The 20248-nt window shown below is 65.6% G+C and carries 19 protein-coding genes and 1 riboswitch; of the genes, 3 read left to right on the top strand and 16 right to left on the bottom strand.

What is annotated here, in order from left to right:
• Positions 1–251: 251 nt before the first annotated feature.
• The 7 genes from EAH75_RS09825 to EAH75_RS09855 form a co-directional block, all read right to left on the bottom strand.
• A complete protein-coding gene (locus EAH75_RS09825; RefSeq protein WP_140648449.1) occupies positions 252–614 on the bottom strand; it encodes a response regulator in 363 nt (120 codons plus the stop codon).
• On the bottom strand, positions 614–4186 hold the full coding sequence (locus EAH75_RS09830; RefSeq protein ID WP_161596299.1) for a chemotaxis protein CheB: 3573 nt from the start codon (positions 4184–4186) through the stop codon (positions 614–616). The genes EAH75_RS09825 and EAH75_RS09830 overlap by 1 nt, the downstream gene beginning before the upstream one ends.
• A gap of 107 nt (positions 4187–4293) precedes the next feature.
• The gene (locus EAH75_RS09835) at positions 4294–4968 is read right to left on the bottom strand and encodes a M24 family metallopeptidase (RefSeq protein ID WP_140805313.1); all 675 of its coding nucleotides are present in this window, start codon (positions 4966–4968) and stop codon (positions 4294–4296) included.
• Between the two features lie 14 nt (positions 4969–4982).
• Positions 4983–5339, bottom strand: coding sequence for a DUF1304 domain-containing protein (locus EAH75_RS09840; protein ID WP_140805315.1), 357 nt, complete (start codon positions 5337–5339; stop codon positions 4983–4985).
• A 214-nt stretch (positions 5340–5553) separates the two neighbouring features.
• Positions 5554–5892: an RcnB family protein gene (locus tag EAH75_RS09845; RefSeq protein ID WP_140648453.1), complete on the bottom strand. Its 339-nt coding sequence runs from the start codon at positions 5890–5892 to the stop codon at positions 5554–5556.
• Positions 5893–6090: 198 nt separating this feature from the next.
• Positions 6091–7272: a fatty acid desaturase family protein gene (locus EAH75_RS09850; RefSeq protein ID WP_240046105.1), complete on the bottom strand. Its 1182-nt coding sequence runs from the start codon at positions 7270–7272 to the stop codon at positions 6091–6093.
• A 146-nt stretch (positions 7273–7418) separates the two neighbouring features.
• Positions 7419–8144 carry a 2OG-Fe dioxygenase family protein gene (locus tag EAH75_RS09855; RefSeq protein WP_140805317.1) on the bottom strand — a complete coding sequence of 242 codons (726 nt, stop codon included), beginning with the start codon at positions 8142–8144 and terminating at the stop codon, positions 7419–7421.
• Between the two features lie 311 nt (positions 8145–8455).
• Positions 8456–8572, top strand: a riboswitch (SAM riboswitch).
• Between the two features lie 81 nt (positions 8573–8653).
• On the opposite strand from EAH75_RS09855, the gene metX reads away from it, so the two are divergent.
• From metX to EAH75_RS09870, 3 genes are read left to right on the top strand one after another with little or no spacing between them, the layout of a single operon-like run.
• A complete protein-coding gene (gene metX, locus EAH75_RS09860) occupies positions 8654–9682 on the top strand; it encodes a homoserine O-succinyltransferase MetX (protein WP_241668927.1) in 1029 nt (342 codons plus the stop codon).
• A 42-nt stretch (positions 9683–9724) separates the two neighbouring features.
• Positions 9725–10912, top strand: coding sequence for a cystathionine gamma-synthase (metB, locus tag EAH75_RS09865; RefSeq protein WP_140648456.1), 1188 nt, complete (start codon positions 9725–9727; stop codon positions 10910–10912).
• Positions 10909–12048: a homoserine dehydrogenase gene (locus tag EAH75_RS09870; protein ID WP_140648457.1), complete on the top strand. Its 1140-nt coding sequence runs from the start codon at positions 10909–10911 to the stop codon at positions 12046–12048. The genes metB and EAH75_RS09870 overlap by 4 nt, the downstream gene beginning before the upstream one ends.
• A 54-nt stretch (positions 12049–12102) precedes the next feature.
• Here EAH75_RS09870 and EAH75_RS09875 read toward each other — a convergent pair whose 3' ends face one another.
• From EAH75_RS09875 to EAH75_RS19940, 9 genes are all read right to left on the bottom strand, one after another.
• Positions 12103–12699, bottom strand: a complete 597-nt coding sequence (locus EAH75_RS09875; RefSeq protein WP_140648458.1) for a YceI family protein — start codon at positions 12697–12699, stop codon at positions 12103–12105.
• Positions 12700–12729: 30 nt separating this feature from the next.
• Positions 12730–13269, bottom strand: a complete 540-nt coding sequence (locus EAH75_RS09880; protein WP_140648459.1) for a YybH family protein — start codon at positions 13267–13269, stop codon at positions 12730–12732.
• A 159-nt stretch (positions 13270–13428) separates the two neighbouring features.
• Positions 13429–15093, bottom strand: coding sequence for an APC family permease (locus EAH75_RS09885; protein WP_140648460.1), 1665 nt, complete (start codon positions 15091–15093; stop codon positions 13429–13431).
• Positions 15094–15557: 464 nt separating this feature from the next.
• Entirely contained in the window at positions 15558–16337 is a 780-nt protein-coding gene (locus tag EAH75_RS09890) for a sulfite exporter TauE/SafE family protein (protein WP_140648461.1), read from the bottom strand.
• 130 nt (positions 16338–16467) lie between these two features.
• Positions 16468–16896: a TIGR01244 family sulfur transferase gene (locus tag EAH75_RS09895; RefSeq protein WP_140648462.1), complete on the bottom strand. Its 429-nt coding sequence runs from the start codon at positions 16894–16896 to the stop codon at positions 16468–16470.
• A gap of 176 nt (positions 16897–17072) precedes the next feature.
• Positions 17073–17831, bottom strand: a complete 759-nt coding sequence (dsbG, locus tag EAH75_RS09900; RefSeq protein WP_140805319.1) for a thiol:disulfide interchange protein DsbG — start codon at positions 17829–17831, stop codon at positions 17073–17075.
• Entirely contained in the window at positions 17828–18679 is an 852-nt protein-coding gene (locus EAH75_RS09905; RefSeq protein WP_240046107.1) for a TlpA disulfide reductase family protein, read from the bottom strand. The genes dsbG and EAH75_RS09905 overlap by 4 nt, the downstream gene beginning before the upstream one ends.
• A gap of 65 nt (positions 18680–18744) precedes the next feature.
• Positions 18745–19272, bottom strand: a complete 528-nt coding sequence (locus tag EAH75_RS09910) for a molybdate ABC transporter substrate-binding protein (protein WP_240046108.1) — start codon at positions 19270–19272, stop codon at positions 18745–18747.
• Between the two features lie 29 nt (positions 19273–19301).
• Entirely contained in the window at positions 19302–20186 is an 885-nt protein-coding gene (locus EAH75_RS19940) for a metalloregulator ArsR/SmtB family transcription factor (RefSeq protein ID WP_161596178.1), read from the bottom strand.
• Positions 20187–20248 lie beyond the last annotated feature (62 nt).

Consider the following 20248-nt stretch of genomic DNA (forward strand, 5'->3'; position numbering starts at 1 on the left):
ATGGACGGAGATATGCCCCGTCAGGGGCCTCGGTGTGCCTCGAAAATCGGCCGCTGACGGCGACAGGACCCGCCATCGTCGCATTCGTACTGGTCAGCTACCCGTGCCTGCAGGCTTTCCAGCAGCACGTCCTGCATCTCGGGCGAGGCGTACTTGCGTGGCGCCCACGACCGCCGCCGATGGTCGGCCAGACCGGCCTCGCGGCCAGGACTCAAGTCGGAGGAGAGAGCGGATTCCTTCGGCGAAGGCCGTCAGGCGGCGCGCAGGGCGGTCAACGCCTCAGTCAGTTGCCTGGAGTCGTAGGGCTTCTGCAGGACCTTTTCGTTGCGCCACGCCTCGGGCAGGTCCTGGTCGCCGTAGCCGGAGGAAAATACAAACGGGATGCCGCGACGCCGCAGCACCACGGCAACGGGAAAACTCTCTTCACCGGCCAGGTTGATGTCGAGGATTGCCATGTCGATCGTCGCCGACTCGGCCAGCTCCAGGCATCTGGCCAGCCGTGCGGCCTTGATCACGCTGTAGCCCGATGCGTTGAGGCGATCTTCCAGCATCATCGCCAGCATCATCTCGTCTTCGGCGAGCAGGATGCAGGGCAGGCTGCTGTCATTGGTCATCAGGAAACTACCTCGTCCAGTGGTACATCGATGACGCAGGTCACGCCGCCAGGGGGGAATGCGAGCGTTACCTCACCATCCAGCTCATACGGCACGCCCTCATCGATCAGGCGTGAACCGAAACCGCGGCGGGTGGGCGGTGCCACCGCGGGGCCACCGGTTTCCGTCCACTGCAGCAACAGCCATGGACGTTGACCCTTCACGCGTGTCGCCCAGGTGACGGAGACCTGGCCTTCGGGTATCGACAGCGAGCCGTATTTGCCGGCGTTGGTGGCCAGTTCGTGCAGGGCCATGCTCAGTGCCAGCGCCTGCTTCGGCGGCAGGTTGAGTTCGCCGCCCTGCAGGCGAACCCGCGCATCGTTCACGCGCGTGTCGCTGTCCTGCCGGTACGGCGCCAGTTCGTTGTTGATGATGCCGGCCAGCGGCGCGCCGAGCCATGCGTCCTGCGCCAGCAGGTTGTGCGTATGCGACAGCGCCAGCAGTCGCGACAGGAAGCTTTCCCTGAAGGTGGGCAGATCCGGCGCGTTGACGATGGTCTGCTGGGCAATCGCCTGCACCGTGGCCAGGGTGTTCTTCACCCGGTGGTTGAGCTCGGCCATCATCATTTCCGTATGTCGCGCCGCGCGCACGCGCTCGGTGACGTCGCGTGCGATCAGCTTGCCGGCGAACATCGTGCCGTCGTGATCGCATACCGGCGAATAGCTGATCGCCAGCGGCACCGAGGCACCATCCGGACGCACCCAGGTCATGTCGAACTCGGCCAGCCGTGTGGGCCGCTCGTGGCTGACGAAAAACTTCCTGGTCTCCTCGGATGGCTTGGGCGGAAGCAGCATGTTCAACGGCTGACCGACCACCTGCTCGGCCGACAACCCGAAGATGCGTTCGGCGCTGGCATTCCAGCTGCTGATCCGTTCGTCCAGCGAAAAACCGAAGATGGCATCGCGTGAGGAGTTCACGATGGCCGCCAGGCGGGCGTGCTCGCTGTTCAGCTGCTGGCTCTCGGTGATGTCGACGAAGGTCAGCACCACGCCATCGACAACATTGTCGAACGTCAGGTAAGGGCGCATGCGCAGCAGGAAGGTCGGTGCCTCGTTGACGCCACGCAAGGTGCGTTCGGTAACCGCCATGTCGTGCAGCACCTGCGCGACGTCGTTCTTCAGTTCCGGGTAGTTGATGCGCGGCGAGATCTCGGTGATCGGCCGACCCTTGTCGCCGTCACGCAGATGGAACAGCTCGGTCATCATCGGCGTATAGCTGCGGATGTGCAGCTCGCGATCGAGGAAGATCGTCGCGATCTTCGTGCTGTCCATCAGGTTGCGAATGTCGTTGTTGAGCCGGCCCAGCGCCTCGTTCTTGCTGTTGAGCTCGGCGTTGACGGTCTGCAGCTCCTCGTTGATCGACTGCATTTCCTCGGTCGAGGTTTCCAGCTCCTCGTTCGCGGATTGCAGTTCCTCGTTGACCGACTGGTATTCCTCGTTCGCCGATTTCAGTTCCTCGCTGGCGGTTTCGTGCAGTTCGACCGCGTTATGCAGTTGCACGCGGGTACTGCGCAATTCGTCCTCCAGCGCGTGGATACGCGTGGGCTCGCTGCCGGGCTTGCCGTCGCTTGTCGCCTCGGTCGAACGCGGCGCAGGTTCGAGCTCATGGAAGGCGACCACGCACATCTCGACCTTGCCGTCGTCGCGGAGATCCTCCTGGCCCAGCGGCTCCACGATCAGCCGCAGCGAGCGCTCCTGCCCATTGAGCAGGATGGTCAGTCCATCGCGGATCACCTGCTTGCCGCTGGCAAAGGCCTGCAGCGCAGCTGCGCGCACGGCACCGCGCAACGGCTTGTCCAGCAGCTGGAACAGGTTGAGACTGGCCGCGCCGGTCGATGGCGCCAGGTAACGCCCGGTGTCGCCGCCGAAGCGCAGCACGTCGTGGCTGCTGTTGATCACCACGTAGGCCGGCGACCACGCTTCCAGCGCCTGCCGCGCCTGCTGATCGATCGGGTCTTCGACATGCCTTGGCGTGGCTTGCTCGGCGCTGTTGAACGGGCGTGGCTGCATGCTGACAAAATTCCGTGGGCGTGTGTGTGCATCGTCGCGGCGCACGTACAGCCGCTGCTTCTTGTCCAGCTCGGTGAACAGGCGCGCGTTCCGCGCCAGTCGCTCCGACGGCCCCAGCAGCAGGAAGCCACCAGGGCGCAACGCATAGTGGAAGGCCTGCACCAGCCGTTCCTGCAGATCGTTGTTGAGATAGATCAGCAGATTGCGGCACGAGACCAGATCCATCCGCGAAAACGGTGGATCCTTGATCACGCTGTGCGGCGAGAAGATGCACATCTCGCGGATCTGCTTGGCTACGCAGTAGTCGTCGCGATCCTTGCTGAACCAGCGCTCCAGGCGCTCGGGTGAGATGCCGTTCAGCGGTGCCCGGTAACGTCCGGCGCGGGCGCGGGCGATCGCCTGGTCGTCGATGTCGGTGGCGAAGATCTTCACCTTCAGGCCGCGCTGCGAGCCCATTGCCTCGCGCAGCAGGATCGCGATCGAGTAGGCCTCTTCGCCGGTGGCGCAGCCGGGCACCCAGATCCGCAGCACATCCTCGCTGGTCTTGTCGGCCAGCAGTGACGGAATCGCGATGGTGCGCAGTGCCTCGAACGCGATCGGGTCGCGGAAGAACTCGGTCACGCCGATCAGGAACTCGCGGAACAGCAGCTCATGTTCGTTCGGATGCTCGCGCAGATGGGTGATGTAGTCGGTGACGCTGTCAGCCTGCACCACCAGCATGCGTCGCTGGATCCGCCGCATCAGGGTCTTTTCCTTGTACTGGCCGAAGTCGTGGCCGATCTCGGCATGCAGCAGCTCGCAGATGGTTTTCAGGTGCGCCGCCACGTCGCCGCGTACGCCATCGGAACCTTTTTTCTGCTGCGCGGCGTGCATCTGCTTCTGGTAAGCGAGCAGCCGCGCCGGCATGTCGGCTACCGGCATGACGGCATCGACCAGCCCGGTGGCCACCGCATTGGCCGGCATGCCTGTCATCGCCTCGTGGTCGAAGCCGGACTGCGCCAGCGCCAGCCCGCCGTGATCCTTCACCGCGCGCAATCCCTTCGCGCCATCGCTGCCGGTGCCGGCGAGTACCACGCACACTGCGCAATCGCCCTGGTCCTCGGCCAGCGAGGTGAAGAACGTATTGATCGGCCAGCGATGCTCGCGCGGCGGCGCCGGCTTGCACACCTGCAGCACGCGGTTGGCAATCGTCAGCGTGGCATTTGGTGGAATCACATAGACATGCCGCGCTTCGACACGCATGCCGTGCGTTGCTTCAAGTACCGGTATCGCGGTGACGCGGCCGACCAGTTCGGCCAGCAGACTGTTGTGATCCGGCGCCAGGTGCTGCACCAGCACAAAGGCCAGCTCGCCATCGGCAGGCATGTGCGCGAAGAATGTCTTGAACGCTTCAAGTCCACCCGCCGAAGCGCCGATGCCGACGATCATGGTGCTGGTCGGTGGCAGCTTGCGGGTTTTCGCCGATGAGCTGCCCTTGCCGGCAGTCGTGGCGGGAGTGGGCACGGGCTTCAGATACGACGGCATGCGATGCAGCCTGAAATCCAAGGCAACGCCTGGATGAGGCTGCAGCATAGCGCGCATGCTGCCTAACACGGGTGATTGCAGTGACGCGGTCGCTACGCGTGTGCTGATCAGCGCATGTGCGTATCCGTCAGCAAGTCTTCATGGAACGCGCCGAACGGCTCCGTCGGGTGCGCGATCTGGATCTCCAGTATCCACAGCCCGCTGGATGGCGACGCTTCCAGATCGCCGAGATCGCCGCCCTTGTGGATCGCGTGCGGAAAGTCACTGACCCGGTGGCCCTTGATCGCCTGATTGAATCGCCAGCCCATCGCGTCGGCGCGCCGGCCGGCAAACGCATACAGCGCCCGACCGCTCAGTCCCTGCATGCGCCACGCGTCGGCCACTTCGCCGAACAGTGCACGCGCCGCATCCGCGCAAGCCTGTCGCTGCGGCGCGTGACCGACCACGAAGGTATCGCCCACATCGCCCTCATGCCCGTCGAACACCAGCCCGAGGTCGATGAAGTAGCTGTCGTTTTCGCCCAACCGCACGTTCGGATCGGAGCGCTGCCGATACGTCCTGGTAGTGTTCGCGCCGATGCGGATCAGCACCGGATGCCACAGTCGCTCGAAGCCCAGCTCGCGGAACACTTCGGCCGCTTCGAGCCTCGCCTCGTCCTCGCTGATGCCTGGACGCATGCGCTCTCGGATACCGTGCAGCGCAGCCCAGGTTTTTCCGCGGGCGTGTTGCATCATGGCGGGATCGAAGTGTTGTCCGACAGCTTCGCGAGAGGGAGTCGCCATGAGTGTCTGCTTGATCAGGCCAGGTGAATGAGTACCAGCCCAACCACGGCTGGCAACGCCTGTATCCACAGAATCTTCCGGCTCGCGGTCAGCCCGCCGAAGATGCCGGCGACCAGCACACAGGTGAGGAAGAACACCTTCACGTAGAAGCCGGCGCCGCCGAGACAGAGGCCCCAGACCAGTCCGGCGGCGAGGAAGCCGTTGTAGAGCCCCTGATTGGCGGCGAGTGCCTTCGTTTGCTCGGCGAATTCCGCCGTGGTGCCGAACGCGCGGCGGCCGGAGGGCTTGGTCCACAGGAACATTTCCAGGATCAGGAACCACAGGTGCAGCAGCGCGATGACGGCGATCACGACGTTGGCGGCGATGGACATGGCAACTCCCCTCGGATGGTTGGCCATGGCGCTCCATGGCCGGAGCGCCGTGGCGGGAGTGTCGCAGCCGGGTCGGTTCATCGCAAATACGAAGTGCAACGAATCAGGGGCAAAACTCGTCCCGTTGCAGATTGGGCGCCGCCATAAAAAACGGACCCATGGAAACCATGGGTCCGTCTGCAGGGGCAGGCTGAGGGTTCGTGCCCCTAGTTGTTCAATCGGTGCGGTGGATGATCTTGGTGATCGCACCGTTGGTTTCATCGACCAGCAGATAATCGCCATCGTCACCACGCACCCAATGGGAGCCATGGACGGGTTCGTTCAGGTGCTCGGTCTGCCAGTGCTGAACGACGTAGCGATTGTCGCGATACTCGGTCGGCACGATGCCGCCCTCCTTGTACCAGGTAGTGTTGGCGCCGTTGACGTGCTGCACGGTGGTGGTCGTCGTTTTGGTGGTTTGAACGGTGCCGCTTTGATCGTCGGACTGCGCTGCCATCGCTGCACCGGATGCCAGCAGGGCGGCGCACATGGCCAAGACAAGTTTCGTTTTCATGATGTGTCCTTTGTGGAATGCCAAGCTTGTGGCGGAGCCACAGGTCAAGGACAGCGGCAAATGTCAGCGCACGCGATTGCCCGGAGGTGAAACCGTACCGAAGGCATGGCTACTGCGGATACAGCATCGCAAGGCGCAAGCTCGCTGCACGTGAATTCCGCGGCAGTGCGCTGTTCACGTCCGGGCGACAGTCACCCGTCAGTTATGCAGCATCGGCTCGGGCAACAGTACGGCGGATCCCGAGCTGATCGCAGCGACCGGCCTGCCCAGTCGCCGCAGCAGGCGGTAGTGCGAGGCGATGCCTGCACCGAACGTGCGGTGCTCGCGATAGGTCACGCCGAACTCGCGGCAGGTGTCCTCCACCACGCGGGCGACCAGCGGATAGTGCACGTGCGAGATGCGCGGGAACAGGTGGTGTTCCACCTGGAAATTCAGCCCGCCGATCAGCCAGCCCAGCACGCGGTTGCCGCGGGCGAAATTCACCGTGGTCTCCAGTTGATGGATCGCCCACGGCGTAGCCATCTGCCGGCCCGTTTCGTCGGGCACAGGAAACGCCGCCTCTTCCACCACATGCGCCATCTGGAATACCAGCGCCAGCAGCACGCCGGCGACCGCCGAGACCACCGCGTAGAACAACAGCACGGTGCCGATCGGATGGAAGAGCAGCGGCAGGCCGAATGCGAGGGTGAAGAACACCAGCTTGCCGATCACGAAACCGGCCAGGTCGCGGCCGCGGGGGCGGGTAAACGGGCGCTCGCCGACCGTGCCGGTGATCATGTCGCGGAAATCGCCGTACAGATGCCAGCGGATCGCGGTGACGCCATACAGCGGCCACAGGTAGATGTGTTGCCAGCGATGCCACGACCGCCGCGGCTGCAACGGCGACAAGCGGCCCAGCACGCCAAGATCGATGTCGCTGTCGTGGCCGGCCACATTGACCCAGGTGTGATGGAAGCGCGCGTGCTTCCACTGCCAGATGTACGAGCTGCCGCCGACCATGTCCAGCGCCAGCGCCATCAGCCGGTTGATCCCGCGATGCTCCGAATACGCCTGATGGCCACCGTCGTGCATGATGTTGAAGCCGATCGCCGCGGTTGCCATGCCCAGCACGATCGCCAGCGGCAGGCTCTGCCACCACGTGACGGCGAAGAACACCAGCGCCGCGTAGGTCAGCGCGAACGTGACCAGGATGATCGCCGTCTTCAGATACATCTGCGCGCTGTCGCGCTGACGGGTGCCGCTGCGCTTGAACTCCGCCTCGACCCGGCGCCGCAACTCGCGATGAAACGAATTGTCGCCGTTGAACTTCAGCCGCTCGTCGAGGGCGTCGCGCGAGGCGGCGGCAACGGTGTCCCCATGATGTGATGAATCGGGAGACATGGCATGGCCTGACGAAGAATTAATCATGCATCTTACGCGAGCGGACGTGACACGGGTGTTCTCCGCGTCACACGCTCTGGCGCTGGCAGCTCACCTTCGGCCCGGATAACCGTGCCGGGCCAGCAAGGTCGCAGTCCCCGAATTGGTCAGGGCGCCGCCTTGAAGGTCACCACCAGCACGTCGCGATGGGCGGGCCGTGCGGGATCCAGCGGCTTCACCGACGTCACGCCATGGAATACGCGGGCATCGTCGACCAGCGCGGCATCCAGCGCATGGGTGAGCGTGAAACTGCCCAGCAGGCTGCCGTCGTGGGCATGGATGGTGGTGGTGCCGCTTTCGATGTTCTCGCGGTCGATCAGCAGTACCAGCACGTAGTCCACACCGTCGCGATGCACACCTTCGGGCGTCGGCTCGCCGGCCTCGTCGGCACGTGCCTCGATGCGGAACTGATGCACCTCGACATGCCAGTGGCGGGTGGCGGGCGCCAGCGCACCGAAACAGTCACGGCAGAAGTCGAGGATACGGCGCAGGCTGGCGCCCTCGGCAATCACCGGCAGCACCGGCTCGAACCAGCGCTGGATGTCGCCCTGCAGGTGGTTGTATTGCAGGCTCTGGTAATGCGGCTGATGCGGCTGGCGCTGCACCTCGCCGTCCGCGTCGGCGGCGAACGTGGCATGCCGCCGGCGCCGGTGACGGCCGCTGGCGGCGAGATAGCTGTCGGGCGCCAGATCACTCCAGCTGGCAGCAAACGCGGGCCAGTCGGTCAGCATCGGTGCCTGCAACAGGCTGCGCATGATGTCGGCGGTGACAAAGGCAAAGCCGTCCCGCTGCAGGCGGATTTGCAACGCGCTCGAGTCGGGGTGGGGAGTCATGCGAATACGTTAACAGGCGACGCATGAAGCGGCGATGGCTGGTGCGTGTTGATCTCAACCCGGATGCCTGCACCAGCCAATCCGGTAACAGGAGGCCCTTGTCGCGCTGTAGCGCCGGCTTGAACAGCCCGGTCCGATGGTACGTGCCGGGGTTGCGCACCCAGCCGCAGGTTCACGGGGGTTTCCGGGTGATGCTGCAATGCAGCTTACATGTTCGCGTCATGTCACATGCGTTATTACATAAACGCATATACGTTTAGATGTTTAGACGTCTATTGACATTGCATAAGGATAGCCTTCAATATCCGCTTCACTCATCGAGACCGGCGGAGGGATAGGCCCTTTGATGCCGGGGCAACCAGCGGGAAGCGTTCCCGTCACGGTGCCAAATCCTGCGGAGGCGCCGTGGCGCCACCGAGAGATGGGAGTCATTCCTGCCGCAGTTTCGTTGCTGTGCATGCATGACACCCGGCTCCGGCAACCCGCAGGCGATGCGACCGGAGAACCGCATGACCTTTCAGCCGCTGCCACTCGCCGATCCCGATGCCAGCCATTCGCCGGCACGTTTCCATGCGGAATTGCGCCGCGAGGACCTGACCGCCCAACGCAGCACGCGGCGACTGGTCATCAGCCCCAAGTACGGCAGCGGCCCGCGCGAGGTCGAGGTGCGCTATCTGTGGTGCGGCGCGCCGGATGCCCCCACGCTGATCGTGCAGGGCGGCATCTCGGCCGACCGCGACGTCACCGCGCTGGATGGTCATGCCGCACCGGGCTGGTGGCAGGCGCTGGTCGGCAGCGGTGCGGCGATCGATCTGCAGCGCTGGCGCGTGCTGGCGATCGACTGGCTGACCGCAGACGAACTGGGCGCCGGCTCGGTCTCCAGCGAGGATCAGGCCGATGCACTGGCCGCGTTGCTGCGGGCGCTGGGCATCCCGCAGGCGCATGCCTTCATCGGTTCGTCGTATGGCGCGATGGTGGCGCTGGCATTCGCGGCGCGGCATCCGCGCTGCGTGGATCGGCTGGTACTGCTGGCCGGCGCGCATCGCCCGCATCCACTCAGCACGGCGCAGCGCAGCGTGCAGCGCGGCATCGTGCGGCTGGGCCAGGCCAGCGGTCAGGCCGACGAGGCGCTGGCGTTGGCGCGCCAGCTGGCGATCACCACCTACCGCGGCAGCGGCGAGTTCGGCCGGCGTTTTGCCGGCGGCCCCGAGTGGCGCGACGAGCGCTTCCATTTTCCGGTCGAGGATTACCTCGAGCATCAGGGCCGCCGCTTCGTCGAGCGCTTCGACGCCGACCGTTTCCTCGCGCTGTCCGAGTCGATCGACCTGCACGACGTCAAGCCGGAACAGATCCCCACGCCGGCCACGCTGATCGGCTTTCCGTCCGACCGGCTGGTGCCGCTGGCCGACCTGTGCGAGTTGCAACGTCGTCTGCATGGCCCGGCCACGCTCGAGGTGATCGAGTCGCCGTACGGCCATGACGCCTTCCTGAAAGAACCCGAGCAGCTCGCGCCGCTGTTGCGCGAAGCACTGGCCTGATTCCCCGTCCCCAGAACACAACGAGAACCGGAGATCCATCCCATGAGCGAGTCCGCCCCCTGTACCCGCGCCGTGCGCGCCGGCATCGAATCGGACACCCAGCACGGCGCGGTGGTGCCGCCGCTGCACCTGTCGACCAACTACGCGTTCGAGGGACTCGGCGGCAAGCGCCCGTATGACTACTCGCGCAGCGGCAATCCCACCCGCGACCTGCTCGGCAATGCGCTGGCGGAACTGGAGCAGGGCGCCGGCGCGGTGGTGACGTCGAGCGGCATGTCGGCGGTGGCGGTGGCGCTGGAACTGGTGCCGGCCGGGGCCACGGTGCTGGCCGCACACGATTGCTACGGCGGCACCTGGCGGCTGCTGGATGCGTGGGCGAAGAAGCGTCGCTTCAGCGTAACGTTCGCCGACCTCACCGACAGCGTGGCGCTGGCCGCCGGCCTGGCGCAGAAGCCCGCGCTGGTGTGGGTGGAGACGCCATCGAATCCGTTGCTGCGGATCACCGACATCCGCCACGTGGCGCAGGCTGCGCATGCGGTCGGCGCGCTGCTGGTGGTCGACAACACCTTCCTGTCGCCGGCATTGCAGCAGCCGCTGCTGCTCGGCGCGGACGTGGTGGTGCATTCCACCACCAAGTACATCAACGGTCACAGCGATGTGGTCGGCGGCGCCGTGGTAGCGCGCGACGTGGCGGTATTCGAGCAGCTGAAATGGTGGGCCAATTGCAACGGCCTCACCGGCGCGCCGTTCGACAGCTATCTGACCTTGCGTGGCCTGCGCACCCTGTCGGTCCGGCTGCGTCAGCACCAGGAAAACGCGACGCGCATCGCCGAGCAACTGGACGCCCATGCGGCCGTGCGCAAGGTTTACTACCCCGGCCTGGCCAGTCACGCCGGCCACGCGCTGGCCGCGCGCCAGCAGCAGGGTTTCGGCGCCATGCTCAGCTTTGAGCTGGAAGGCGATGTGACCCAGATCGAGGCCTTCGTCGATGGCCTGCAGTATTTCTCGCTGGCCGAGTCGCTGGGTGGCGTGGAGAGCCTGATCGCGCATCCGGCCTCGATGACGCATGCATCGATGGCGCCGGAAGCGCGCCGCACCGCCGGCATCGCCGACAGCCTGCTGCGCCTGTCGGTGGGCATCGAGGACGGCGACGACCTGCTGCGCGATCTCGATGCGGCGCTGCTGCGTGCGATCACCGTGGAAAAATCCAAACGTCGGGTGATTGCATGAGTGCGGTACTGGATGTCGAGGCCACTGTGGGAGCGACTTCAGTCGCGACTGTTCCGCGAGCTGTGATCGCGACTGAAGTCGCTCCCGCAAAAGCGTCGGGTGCTCCCACCATCGCGGTGGTGCTGCTCGGTACCGGCGTGGTCGGCGGCGCATTGCTGAAACTGCTCAACACGCCGGCTGCGGCATCGTTGCGCCTGGTCGGCGCCGCCAATTCGCGCCGGCAGCAGACCGATCCCGTCAGTCTGGCCAGTCGCAGCCTGCGCGAGCAGCTGAACCACCAGGGTGATGCACGCGACAACGCCGGCCTGCTCGCCGCACTCGATGCCGGCGGCGCGGCAGTCCGGGTGATCGTCGATGCCACCGCCAGCGCGCCGCTGGCGTCGCGCCACGCCGAATGGCTGGCGCGCGGTTATCACGTGGTCACCGCGAACAAGGCACTGGCCGGTGGCGAACTGACCGGCTGGCGCGCGCTGCAGGCGGCGCTGGCGCACGGTGGCTGCTATGGCGATGCGGCCACGGTCGGTGCCGGCCTGCCGGTGTTGTCCACATTGCGTCGCCTGCGCAGCTGCGGCGACAGCCTGCTCACCCTGGAAGGCGTGTTCTCCGGCTCGCTGTCGTGGCTGTTCAATCAATACGACGGCAGCCGACCGTTCTCCGCACTGCTGCGCGAGGCGCGTCAGCTGGGTTACACCGAGCCGGATCCGCGCTCGGACCTTTCCGGTGAGGATGTCGCCCGCAAGCTGCTGATCATCGCCCGCAGCGCCGGCTTCTCGCTCGGCACCGACGAGGTAGACGTGCAGGGTCTGGTACCCGAGGCGCTGCGCGCGCTGGATACGGAGTCTTTCCTCGCGCGACTGGAGGAACTGGATGAGCCGCTGGCGAAGTTGCATGCCGACGCGAAGTCGCGCGGCTGCGTGCTGCGCTTCCTCGCCCGGCTCAACCAGCGCGGCCGCGCCCGCGTCGGCCTGGTCGAGGTGCCACTGACCCATCCGGCCGCACGCCTGTACGGCACCGACAACCAGTTCGCGCTCACCACCACTCGCTACAACACCCAGCCCCTGGTGATCCAGGGGCCGGGTGCGGGACCGGAAGTGACGGCGCAGGCACTGCTTGGGGATGTGCTGGCGCTGGTTTGAGGATGTCGCTGCAGGGACTTGGCGCGGCCGTTTGTCCGGCCGTTGCCGGCACGCTCATTTTGCCGCGATCGCCTCGACCTGGATGCGCAGCGTCACGTCCATCTTGAACCCGTAGTCCTTGCCGGCTGCCATGCCGTAGTCGTCGCGCTTGAACGTGGCCAGTGCGTCGGCGCCGCAGACCTCGCGTTTGAGCATCGGATGCGGCATGCACTTGAAGCCCTTGATCTTCAGATCCAGCGGGCGGGTGACGCCGTGCAGGGTCAGCTTGCCCACGACCTGGGTCGGTGCGCCATGGACGAAACCGGCGAGCTTGCCGGTGTAGCGCGCGGCCGGATACTTGTCCGACTCGAACAGCTCCTTGCCCTGGGCGCCCTCGTTCAGTGCATCCTGGCCGAAGTCAGCGCTGTGCATGTCCACGGTGACGTCGACCGTGCCGGCGCCGGCGGCCTTGTCCAGGGTGATCGTGCCGGTACTGTGGTTGAACTTGCCGCGCCATACCGACAAGCCGCCCATATGATCTGCCTCGAAGCTGGGATAGGTGTGGTCGGGGTCGATGTTGTAGGTCACCGTGGTGGCCGACGCGGCGCCGGCGAGCGATAGCAGCGCGATCAGCCCGAGGCTGCGGAACAGGGAAAGAGTCGTGGCGGGCATGGTTTCTCCGTGGTTGTTGGTAGGTGGGGTTCAGAGCTTCGACTGCGCTGGCGCAGCGTCGTGGCCGAGGGGATCGGAAAGATGTTCATGCGCGACCAGCCAGCGACCGTCGATCCGATGCAGCCCCATCGTCACGCGCACCCACAGCTCGACCGCCATGCCACGCATGTTGATGCCACTGAAGCGCTGCAGGTAGCGGGCGCACGCAGTGTCGCCGATGGTCGATATGTCGGGCTCGTGCACCTCGCAGTCGAGCGGACCGGCGAACGCCGCGAACCAGTACTCCAGCTGTTCCCTGATCGCGGCCGCATCGGGCCGGCGCAACGGCGCGACGATGCCGAACGCGCGTATGTCGGGTACGTTGCACGCCATCACCGCGTCGGCGTCCTTCCGGCGGATGGCATCGGCCTGGGCATGAATGACGTGGCGAACTGCGCGCCCGGCGTCGTCTGCACCGGACGGACGCCGATGCGTGCTTTCGCCCGCACGATCCGCAATGCCTTCGCGGTCATCCGGCAGGCTGCTCGCGATGCACTCGGTGTCCCGCTGTGCGATGGTCAGTGCAGGCATCCCCGTTCTCCTTTGCAATGGTCAGCCCGCCAAAGTGGGCTCTTGCAGCAATGACGAACGGCGTGGCGGACTTTCGACATGCCGGCCGGCATATCCCGAAACAAAAAAACGCGCGGCTCGGCGCCACGCGTTTTTCGTCACCACACGATGAGCCGCGACTCAGTGCCCGGTGACGCGCTCGGCGCTTTCCTCGTCCGGCGGCACCAGCGGCGCGTCCGGATCGATGCGCGCCTCCATCTGCGCGGCCTCCACCGACGGCGTGCGCCAGCCGGACTTCACGCCCCACACGTAGAACACCAGGCCGATCACTGCGACCACGGCCAGATCCCAGCCGTAGGGCAGGTAGCCGAGGCCGCCGAACTTGGTGCTGCCCACGCGCGAGACGACCGCCAGCGTGATCAGGTAGAACACCAGCCACCAGGCGCCCTTCATCTGCTTGCCGAACTCATGCCAGCCGCTCTTGTACTGGTAGTACAGGTACACCGGCAGCGCCACCACCATCAGCAGGATGATCTCACCGGTCAGCGGCCACTTGGCCCAGTACAGCAGTTCGGCGGACATGATGAAGGCGATGCCGGCGATGATGGGCAGGCCGACCAGGCGAAATGGGCGATGCAGTTCCGGCGCGGTGCGGCGCAGCGTCATCACGCTGACCGGGCCGGTGAGGTAGGAGATGATCGTGGCCACCGAGATCACCGCGGCCAGCGAATCCCAGCCGCGGAAAAAGAACAGGAACAGGAACGACACCACCAGGTTCAGCCACATCGCCGGGCGCGGCACGCCCCACTTCGGATGCACCATGCCGAAGATCTTCGGCAGCGTGCCGTTGCGCTCCATGCCGTAGATCATGCGGGCGGTGGAGGCGGTGTAGGTCATGCCGGTACCGCTGGGGCTGACGAACGCATCGGCGTACAGCAGGATCGCCAGCCAGTTGAGGTTGACGATGATCGCCAGCTCGGCGAACGGCGAGCTGAAGTCGATGCCATGCCAGCCGGCCTTGGTCAGCATGTCCGGCGGCACCGCGCCGAGGAAGGCGATCTGCAGCAGCACGTAGATCACCGTGGCGATCACGATCGCGCCGATGATCGCGAATGGAATGCTGCGACCGGGATTGCGCGCTTCGCCGGCCAGGTTCACCGGGCTCTGGAAGCCGTTGAAGCTGAATACGATGCCGGCGGTGGCCACGGCCGTGAGGATCGCCGCGAAATCGTTCGCGTGGTGGCCGCCATTGGCGCCGACCGAGAAATTCTCGGAGTGGAAGCCGCTGGCGATCAACGCCACGCCGGTCGCTGCCGGAATCACCATCTTGATGATGGTGATCACGCTGTTGGAGCGGGCGAACAGCTTCACGCTCCAGAAGTTGAGCAGGAAATAGACCACCACCAGCACCGCCGCGAAGCCGAGCCCCAGGTGGCTCAGCTCACCGTGCTGGCCGGGCGCCTTGTGGTAAAGGTCCTGTGCCCACTGCCACTGCCAGCCGGACATGTACTGCACCGAAGCCTCGGCCTCGATCGGAATCACCGAGACGATCGCGATCCAGTTGGCCCAGCCGGCGATGAAACCGACCAGCGACCCGTGCGAGTAGTGACCGTAGCGCACCATGCCGCCGGATTCGGGAAACATTGCGCCCAGCTCGGCGTAGGTCAGCGCGATCGTCATGATGATCGCCGCGCCCAGCACCCACGCCCAGACTGCACCGGGGCCGGCCAGCTTGGCGGCGTTCCATGCGCCGAACAGCCAGCCGGAACCAATGATCGAGCCGAGGCCGGTGTACATGAGGGCCATCGGGCCGACATCGCGGTGAATCGCGCGTTCCTGGGACATGGAGACTCCTCTGCACGGGCGCGCGATGCGCCCCAAAGTGGGTGATGGTTGCAGAGTTGGGCGTGGGATGTCACCCACGGGGGGCCATTTGGCCCGGTCGCTATCAGGCGCCACGAATGAGTTGCCGTCCGGCGAATGCAAGGAGGGCCACACAACAGCGAAGCTGGTCGTCGGCAACTGCGCCCCTGGATACTGCAGTGAAGCTCATGGCAGGAGGTTTCGCGACACCGTCGGCGCCCGAGTCACTTTTTTCGGTTGCGTGGTAAAGAGCCCCTGACTTCGTGGCTACCGCGCGCTGTCCGAAGCGCACTGGTCGCAGGCGACCCGCTCGTGCTCGAAGACAGCCGTGCGTTGCATCGTTCGTGTTGGTCCCCGTGGCAGGGACGAGCGACTAACTCAGTGGAAGGCAGCGAACCCATCTGGCGAGGCGTGCAGCAAGTAGCCGCATGAGAGGCTCCTCGCGCTCAGATACGAAGTGACTTGTAGAGCATGAAAATCGCGACCACGATGATGACCACGGCAAAGATCAGATTGAGCGCGCCGCGCGTCCTTGCCAGCCGCTTGGCACCCAGGGTGCCAAGCCAGCCGCCTACGATACCGCCCCCGATGAATTCGACCGCGACGCGCCAGTCGATCAGGCCCGAGACGGCGTAGTTGATGGTGGTGGTTAGCCCGAATGCGCCTACCGAGAAAAGCGATGTGCCGATGGCATTGATGATCTCCATGCCGCTGGCGAACATCAGCCCCGGCACGATCAGGAAACCGCCGCCAATGCCGAAGAACCCGGACAGGCCGCCCGCGCCCAGCCCCACGGCGCCAAGCCGGGAATTCATATGCGGCAGCGGGTAGCGATTCGCGCTGCCACCGCGCCGCCCGCGCAGCATCAGGCCGGCGACAACCAGCATCAGCAGCGCGAACAGCACCAGCAGATGTTGCCCGTTGACCGCCTTGCCCAGAGTCGATCCCACGTAGGCGCCTATGATGCCGGTCGCCGCGAACACAAACGCGACCTTCCAGCGCACGTGCCCGGCGCGCGCGTGCGGCACCAAGTTGGCAAACGCATTGACCGCCACCGCCAAGGCGCTGGTGCCGATCGCCACGTGCGGGTCGTGCACGCCGACCACGTACAGCACCAGGGGCGTAGCCAGGATCGAGCCACCACCGCCGATCAGCGCCAGCGAGAAGCCAACCAGCGAGCCGCACAGGATGGCCAGCAAGGCTTGGGTCAGAAGGACGGATGCCATGGACGCTCCAAGGTGCGGTCATTCCTGCCGCACGCGAAAAATTCCAGGTCGGGCGGCCATCATCGTACGGGCGAGCTGGTCGTTGATCGACCGCATGCAGCTGGGCGCGCGAGCGCATGGCCCGCGGTACTCATCGGGACGATGCATCGCGCAGGCGTGGGCGCAGTGCTCCCAGGTCATAGCCCGCCCGGGCGGTGCAGGCAAGGATCTCCTCGACCGGTCGCCCGTCGCGCGCTGCGGCCAGTGCCCACAGGGTGGCCGAGCGGTTGCCGGTCCGACAGAAAGCCAACAGCGGGCCGGGTATGTCTGCCAGTGCCTGGGCAAAGGCAACCACCTGACCCTCGTCGATCGCTCCCGCGACGACCGGCAGGTGCCGGTAGGCAAGGCCAGCGCGCGCAGCAGCAGCCGCCAGCGAGGCGCTCGTCGGCTGGCCGGCGGCTTCGCCGTCGGGGCGATTGTTGATGAGGCCGCGAACACCTGCGGCGACCAGCGCCGGGATATCCGCCTCGCCGATCTGCGGCGCGGCCCGGAAATTCGCGGTGAGTGGCGTGCCTTGCATGACGTGCTCCCCATCAAGATGAAATAGCTGTCGACGGATGCCCGCCAGTTTGCCTGGTGCCAGATGACGCCGACGTGGGCCACCGAAAGGCGCGCAGCCAACCACCAGCCCGCCGTCATGCGGGCCACGGGCAGCAGCGACGCCGGCGGCGCCTCATGAACCGAGGCTGCATGTCCTCATTTGCCGAAAATCGCGTTGATCTGGTCGGGCGGCAACATGCCGACCGCCATCCGGATCTTGCCGTGCGCATCCTTGTAGACAGTTGCTGGCGTGCCACTGATGCCAAGGCTGTCCATCAGCGCATTGTTGTCCTCGATACGCTTGCCGGTGGCTGCCGGCAGGTCCTTCAACGGGGCGATCGGGCTGTGGCCGAAGGCGCTTTCATGCTCGTGCATGGCCGCCTTGGGGTCGGGCGCATCCAGCACCGCCGCGGCGCGAGCAGCGCTCTGTGGCGCGATCACTGCCACCATGATGTGGCGTACCTGCACGTCACCACCTACCAGCAACGGCTGGGTCGCCTGCCACAGCTTGTGGCAGTAGGGGCATTCGGTGTCGGTGAACACATAGACGATGCGCTTGGGGTGGGTGGCGCCTTCGGCGATCCAGCTAGCCTTGCCCAGCCGCGTCCAGGTCGCCTCATCCAGCGCTGGCGTGCTGGCGGACTCCAGCGGTCCCTGGGTGAGGTCCTTGCCGGAGGCATCGAACAGCGTGCCGACCATGACGTGCTTGCGATCCGGCAGCAGATACACCGGCACGGCGTGACCACCGTAGTCGCCCAGATAGCCGGTGTAGCCCGCCGGTGCCGGCAACGGGCCCTTGATCACCAAGCCCTGGCCGACCAGCGCCTGGATAGGTGCCGGATAGTGGGCCGTGTCCTGCGCTTGGGCGCAGGCGCTCAGGCCCAGTGCGAACAAAAATGTAAACCAGTATTTCATCGGGAGACTCCGGGTAGATGGGACGCCGTCGTGGCGGTGTCGGGGATGATGTGTCGCAATTGCGCGGCGAGCGTGGCCGGGGACAACTCGCCGGTATGTATGCTGCGCAACGTGCCTTGCGCGTCGAAAAACAGCGTGGTGGGGTACCCCCGTACGCCGAAATGTTGCGACAGCCGGGATGACGGATCGATCAGGATGCCGTCCAGGCTCAAACGATTCTCGACCAGGAAGGCGCGGATCTCCGCTGGCGACTCGCCCTGGTCGGCAAACACGAAGCGCACCTGCGTGCGCACCCGCTGGGCCTGCGCCAGCACCGGCATTTCCCGGCGGCACGGGCCGCACCAGCTGGCCCACAAGTTGACGACTAGCGGCTTGCCACGCAGCAGCTGCAGCGGCCTGGGTTGCCCATCGAGATCGAGCAATACCAGTGCGGGAAGCGGTGTGTGCAAGGCCGAGTCCAGCCGCGACGCCACCAAGCCGCCGAAGCTCCAGACCAGCACGCCGCCCAGTACCGCCCAGGCGAGGGGTTCACACAGCGGCCAGCGCCGCCAGAAGATCCACAGCGCCCCCAGCAGCACGCCAGCCACGCCGGCCCACGGCGAAAGCCCGCCATCGCGAAGGTCGAGCACGGCTAACGGATGGTTCGCGTACTCGGGCCACCAGCGCAACACGAAGGCCAACCGGGCGAGCACCACGCCCACCAACAGCAACAGCCACAGCACCGCTTCCGTGGACGGCCGGCCGCGACGATGCAGCCAGCCATCGATCGCCATGGCCGTGCCCAGGCCGGCCAGCACGAGCAGTCCGGCCATCGGCAGCGCGAGGGGTCCCACGGGAATGACCTGCATCAGCGGGTCCCCGCGGTCAGTAGGCAATCTGAGCCCATACGCCTACTTCGTTGGATGCGGTGAGTTCACGCGTACGGCCGGCCGAGGTCGGCCAGGCCGCGGATATGCCTGGGATTGCCCTTGGCCACCAGGATCGCCAGCGGATTGCGCGCGTAGTCGTAGGTTTCGGCAAACCAGCTGTGCTTGTGCTGGTGCTCGGCGATCGAATTCTTTCCGGCCGTATAGACGTCCGGATGCAGGGCAATGCGCAGATTGCCCATCACCAGCGGGCCGCTCTCGATCTGTTTGGCGAGGATGCCCGGCGGCAACGTCTCGACGAAGATGCGCTGATACTGCGGATGGGCGGTGCGGAACGGGGCCATCAGGTCATGTACCACCATGAACTGGTTGCCAGCGAAGAATACCGTCAGCTGGGGATCGACGATGTCGCCGTGCAGGTCGGCGATCGCATCGACCGGTGCTGCGCTGAACTGCACGCCGCCGGCCGGTGGCGGATTCCACGGCGGCAGGTAGTCCGGGTTTTCAGCCGCGTTGGCAATGGCGACGGCCATCAGGGTTGTCAGCGCGAAGGCGTGGCGGCGAAGGTGGCGCATGGCGGGATTCCTCGGGGCGGCGCATCCGGTCAGAGCGGCACCAGGGCATAGCCCTTCTGCTGCAGCTCGGTGATGGTGGTCAGTGCCGCCAGCGCGATCGTTACGCGCGGATCGATTGCCTCGTACGAATAGCCATGTTCGGCCACGGCTTGGCCGCACACCGCCACATCCACGCCGGCCTTGCGCAACTCCGCGATCACCGGCAGGTTGGGATTGGCCGTGCCGAACTGCTTGCGATAGTTCGCGTCATCCAAAGCGATCGCGGTGGCCGCTCCGGAGGCGATCGCCACGAAATGCAGGTGCTTCAGGGGCACGCCGGCGTTTGCGTACAGGTTGACGGTGCGCGCGACGCGTTCGAGGCCTGGATTGATCTTGTCCGGCTTGGCCGGTGCCACGGTGAGGCCGAAAACCACCTTGTACGAGGCCTTGGCATCGGGCTGGTAGGCGGCCTGCGGCAGTTCACGCATGCGCCCGGCCGTGTGGATGGCCGGATTTTGCCAGAGGCCGTCGCCTGCGATCGCGCCGGTGCTCGCGAAAGCGAGGCCAAGCACTACGCCAAGGGTGGAAGCGGGATGGACCATGGTGTCTTCTCCTTCGTTCGTTGCTGCAGCGCTCTCGCCGCATATTCCGGACAACACAGCCGGCAGCTGTGTGGAGGCCGTCTCGCCAAGGCGATAAAACAACTGACGAGCCTCCCGCCGCTGGCTGACCAGTCCTTCTTCGCGCATGCGCGAAAGATGCTGGGACAGAGCCGACGGCCCCAGCGCCAGTTCCTTGGCGAGATTGCCTGCCGATGCTTCGCCCCCCCGGAACAGCCGGCACAGGATGAGCAGCCGGGAGGCATTTCCCAATGCGCGAAGCAACTTGGCTGTCTCGGCCGCCCGTTGATGCAGTGGATCGCTTGTGCGCTTCACGAATTTACATTTTAGTGAAATATGAATTTCACTCTAAACGCGTGAGTTTGGTTTGTCCACAT

This window comes from Rhodanobacter glycinis, assembly GCF_006438785.1.
Taxonomy (GTDB): Bacteria; Pseudomonadota; Gammaproteobacteria; order Xanthomonadales; family Rhodanobacteraceae; genus Rhodanobacter; species Rhodanobacter glycinis_A.